Genomic DNA, 679 nt, shown 5'->3' on the forward strand with positions numbered 1-679 from the left:
ACGACCACACCCTTGGGTCGGCCCGTGGAGCCGGAGGTGTAGATGACGTACGCGACATCGTCCAGACCGGCCCGCTCCACCACACCGGGATCGAGGTCCGGGCCGGGGTCGGTAGCGGGATCGGTCGTGGGGTCGAAGACCCAGGACGGCGTACCCTCCGGCACCAGCGGACCAGTCCCGGCCGAGGACACCACCAGCGCAGGAGCGGAATCCCGGAGCATGTACGCGATCCGCTCCACCGGATACGCCGGATCCACCGGAACAAACCCCGCCCCCGCCTTCGCCACACCCAGCAGCACCGCCACCAGATCCACCGAACGCTCCAGCAGCACCCCCACCAGATCACCACGGCCCACACCACGAGCCACCAGACCACACGCCACCCGATCAGCAGCCGCGTCCAACTCCCCGTACGACCAACGACGATCCCCACCGATCACCGCGACCGCGTCCGGCGAACGACCCACCTGAGCCTCGAACAACCCCGCCAGCGAACCCGACACCACCGGCACAGCGGTCTCATTCCACCGCTCCACCACCCGAGACCGCTCACCCTCACCCAGCACATCAATCTCACTGACCCGAACATCCGGATCAGCCGCCACCCGCTCCAACACCCGAACCAACCGCTCCGACAACCCCCGAGCCGTCACCTCGTCGAACAAATCCACCGCGTACA

At 67.7% G+C, this 679-nt stretch carries 1 protein-coding gene; it reads right to left on the reverse strand.

Annotation, left to right across the window (positions count from 1 at the left end; all coding sequences use genetic code 11):
* Nucleotides 1–665 (reverse strand): AMP-binding protein (locus tag IE247_RS33975; RefSeq protein WP_190127224.1); only part of this gene is annotated, 665 nt, incomplete at its 3' end.
* Nucleotides 666–679 lie beyond the last annotated feature (14 nt).

The sequence above is a fragment of the Streptomyces inusitatus genome (genome assembly GCF_014651115.1).
Taxonomy (GTDB): Bacteria; Actinomycetota; Actinomycetes; order Streptomycetales; family Streptomycetaceae; genus Streptomyces; species Streptomyces amakusaensis.